Origin of the sequence: Sinomonas sp. (assembly GCF_036848755.1) — a bacterium.
GTDB lineage: Bacteria > Actinomycetota > Actinomycetes > Actinomycetales > Micrococcaceae > Sinomonas.
The window spans coordinates 1-3,946 of record NZ_DAIUJO010000191.1 but is presented as its reverse complement, the minus strand read 5'-3'; the positions used below and the strand labels follow the sequence as shown (position 1 = coordinate 3,946).

3 protein-coding genes are annotated in these 3,946 nt (G+C 68.3%); 2 read left to right on the top strand and 1 reads right to left on the bottom strand.

Annotated elements, in window-relative coordinates; genetic code table 11:
* Window positions 1–351: 351 nt before the first annotated feature.
* Window positions 352–615 (bottom strand): hypothetical protein, encoded by a 264-nt coding sequence (locus tag V7053_RS18185; protein WP_334173668.1) that lies wholly within the window; start codon window positions 613–615, stop codon window positions 352–354.
* 587 nt (window positions 616–1,202) lie between these two features.
* Between V7053_RS18185 and V7053_RS18180 the strand changes: the two genes are divergently transcribed.
* A complete protein-coding gene (locus V7053_RS18180) occupies window positions 1,203–2,714 on the top strand; it encodes a CYTH and CHAD domain-containing protein (protein ID WP_334173667.1) in 1,512 nt (503 codons plus the stop codon).
* A 116-nt stretch (window positions 2,715–2,830) separates the two neighbouring features.
* Window positions 2,831–3,769: a 5'-3' exonuclease gene (locus tag V7053_RS18175; protein WP_334173666.1), complete on the top strand. Its 939-nt coding sequence runs from the start codon at window positions 2,831–2,833 to the stop codon at window positions 3,767–3,769.
* Window positions 3,770–3,946: the final 177 nt, after the last annotated feature.

Genomic DNA, 3,946 nt, shown 5'->3' with positions numbered 1-3,946 from the left:
CACCTTCGACCGCCGCTGAAACGACAACACCGAGGCCGCCCGCCACTTCTGGCCGACAACCTCGGTGTCGCCCCTCCCCCAATCAGGCCCGTACAGAAGGAGGGCCAGCCATCAGATGCCGGGGGCGAGGTCGGGCGTCGTCTGCGCGCCCCCAAGGCACCGCTGGTGATGGCGTGCAGCGCACTCAAACGGTCCTACCGAGATCTCATCCGCTCAACTGCCCCGCATACCCTGTTCGTTGCGCCGTATATCAGTCCGGGGGAGGGAATTCCGACGGCTGCGGCAGGAAAGCTCTTTCACGGGGAGGCGTGCGCGCGGTCCGAGCCGGCCAGGCCCCTCGCCGCCGGGAAGCTACGCCTCGACGAGCATCACGATGGTGTCGGGCAGCACGCCGTCGTACTCCATGGCCTCGGCAGCCGCCTTGGACTGCATCGCGGCCATGAGGGCATCCATGTCGGCAACGTCCATCAGCACAGCCACCTGTGTCGGGTTCTGTGGGTTGACGAACGTCCGGATGTTGGTGACCCCCAGCGGCCCGAAGAACTCCTCGCGCTTCGGCGAGGAAAGCCAATGATCCTTGTCCTTCACATCGTGGTGAGCGATCACGGTAGGCATAGCGCATCCTCTCGAAGGGGGCCAGCGGTCCGAAGGCCCAGTGCGCTGGACGATACTGGTGGCTCGGGCACTCGGGCTAGGGTATTCGTGCCCGCTCTCACCCGGTCTGCGGACTGAGCCCACGGTGGGATAGGGCCTCGAGGACCTCCCGCTCGGTGGGCCCGCGTTGCCGTGCACCCGCGCAGCATGCGGCGCAGGAGCCGTCCCACGCCTGACTATCAGATCGGTCAGGGCCATCTCCCTCTAGCCGCAGCCCTCCAGTGCGGACGACTCCCGAAGGGTCGGCACAACCCTCGAGCCGAGTCCTCGTGATCGTCTTGCCCGCGGTGACGGTCTTGGCCATCGTCTTCGCCTGATCGGCGCCTGGGCCCTGGTGCTGGGCACCACCCAGTTCGTCGTTTGGGTCAGGCGAGGACGCTCATCGATACATGCGGATCGACGACCGCCAGACTTCACATACCTCACCGAGATTCACCCGTACGAGGACCAGGAAGACGGCTTGTCCCAGGACCGTTCGTTGGGTTGTATTGGGCACGGCGCTTATCTGGCTCTGACTGTTCCTGAGCGCCGGACGTAAAATCTCGACTATGGGCGCGGCACCAGTTGCAGAAGTCGAGCGCAAGTACGACGTGGAGGACGGGGCCGTCCTGCCGCCGCTGCAGGGCCTTCCGGCGGTGGAGCGGGTAGACCCGCCGGTCGAGTACATGCTCAGCGCGGAGTATTTCGACACGGAAGACCTCCGCCTTGCTTCTAGGCACATGACGCTCCGACGGCGAACCGGCGGAGAAGATGCCGGCTGGCACTTGAAGCTTCCCGCCTCCATCGACGAGCGGCAGGAATACCGCGAGCCGCTGGGGAGCGATGCCGACACCGTTCCGGAAGCGCTCCTGAGGCTGGTCCGCGTGCACACCAGGGACCGGCAGCTAGTCCGGGTAGCCACGCTGACGACGCGGCGCACGGTGCGCCGCCTGCGGGGCAAGGAGGACAGCGTGCTCGCCGAAGTCAGCGACGACCGCGTCGCGGCCGAAACGCTCATCCCCCCGCATCGGACCGAGCGCTGGCGGGAATGGGAAGTCGAACTCATCGACGGGACGAAGGACATCCTCGACGCGGGAGGCCGCGTCCTGACAGCCGCAGGGGCCGAGCCCGCGGCCCATGAATCCAAACTGGCAAGGGCACTCGGTAGGAAGCCTCCCGCACCTGCCGCACCACCGCACGCCGCCCGGAAGGCCACCGCGGGCGAAGTGCTCGCTGCATACCTGAGCGAGCAGGTCCGGACGCTCAAAGCCCAGGACCCGGACGTGCGGCTCGATGTCAAGGACTCGGTCCACAAGATGCGGGTGGCGACAAGGCGGATGCGCTCCGTGCTGGCGACCTACCGGAAACTCTTCAGCGACGTTGAGGGCGTCCAGTCGGTGCGGGATGAGCTGAAGTGGCTTGCCGGGGTCCTGGGCGAGGCCAGGGACACCGAGGTCATGCACGCGCGCCTCAAGGAGATGATCGACCAGGAACCGACCGACCTCCTCATGGGACCGGTCGCACGGCGCGTGGACCTGGAGCTCGGCGCCGAGTACCACCGGGCGCGTGCGAGCCTGATCGGGGCGCTGGACGGGGAACGCTACTTCTGGCTGCTCGATGCTCTGGACTCACTGCTGGCCGAAGCGCGCCCGACGCCGCTTGCAGGAAAGCGCGCCGACAAGGTCATCCCCAAACTCATTGGCAAGGACGTCAAACGGCTGCGCCGCGCCGTCCGGGAGGCCCGGGACAATCCGGCCGGCGTCACCGACCACCCGGCGCTGCACGAGGCCCGCAAAGACGGCAAACGGCTGCGCTACGCCGCCGAAGCAGCGGCCCCCGTGAACCCCAAGAAGACCGCGCACCTGGCCGAAGCTGCTCACGGCGTGCAGAAAGTCCTGGGCGACCACCAGGACAGCATCGTAACCCGGAGGCTGCTCCGCCGGCTTGGCACCGAGTCCTTCCTGCAGGGCGAAAACGGCTTCAGCTACGGCCGCCTGCACGCCTTGGAGCAGAGCGCTGCCCTAGAGGCCGAGGCCCGATTCCACCGCGACTGGAAGAAATTCCCCTCGCCGAAGCTGTGAAGGCGCCGCCAGCGCCGACGACGAGTTGACCGTCCAAGTCGTTCTTCACCAACCAGAACCCTGGGTGGTGGCTCTGTGACTCACCGCGTTGGTTCTGATCTGTGTCAGGATCGGGTATGCCCCAGCGCCTGATGCTGCTCGACGCCCCGTCGCTGTACTTCCGCGCCTTCCACGGCATCCCGGAAACGATCCGCCGCAGAGACGGCATCCCGGTGAACGCGGTGCGCGGCCTGTTGGACATGATCGCCCGGCTGACCTCCGACTATCAGGCAACGCATCTCGTGGCCTGCATGGACGACGACTGGCGACCGAAGTGGCGGGTGGACCTGATCCCCGCGTACAAGTCGCATCGCGTGGCAAAGGCTGTGACGGGCGCCCCCGATGTGGAGATCGTGCCTGAGGGGCTGACAGCCCAGCTTCCGCTGATTCGCCAGGTGCTCCGTCTCGCCGGCATCGCCGTCGTGGGCGCCCCAGATCACGAGGCCGACGACGTGGTCGGCACCTACGCCAGCCGGGCGGGCCTGCCCGTGGACGTGGTCACGGGGGACCGTGACCTGTTCCAGCTGGTCGACGACGCCCACGAGGTGCGTGTGATTTACACGGCGCGGGGCATGAAGAACCTGGAGCTCGTCACGGAAGCGGTGGTCGCGGAGAGGTACCGCGTGCTGCCGCAGCAGTACGCCGACTACGCGGTCCTCCGGGGCGACACCTCGGACGGCCTCCCCGGCGTGGCCGGGATCGGCGAGAAGAGCGCGGCGTCGCTGCTCCTCGAGTACGGAACGCTCGACGGGCTGCTCGCAGCAGCCGCGGACGCAGCCAGCGGCCTCTCCGCCCCCATCCGGTCGAAGCTGGCCGCGGCTGCCGGCTATCTCACGGTCGCGCCCGCCGTCGTGAACGTGGTCCGCGACCTCGACCTGCCGACCCTCGAGGAGGCCGGAGCGCAGTTGCGCCCCATCGTCGGCGATGCGCGCGCCCAGCTGGAGGGCCTCGCTGCCGAGTGGAACCTCGGCGGCTCGGTCACCCGGCTCCTCCAGGCGTTCGACCAGCACCCCTGAGCGGCGGCCCGTCGCAGTCCGGGGCGAACAAGGCCCTTTGCACAGCGCGGGGTGTGGACCGGTCGACGCTGGCCCCCTGGCCGCGCGCTCGAGCTGGCCACCGAGACCTTTGCCGGGGCGCACGACGCCGTGGGGCGGCTGAGGCGCTCGGGGCCCACCCGTCGTCGTCCCCGCCCC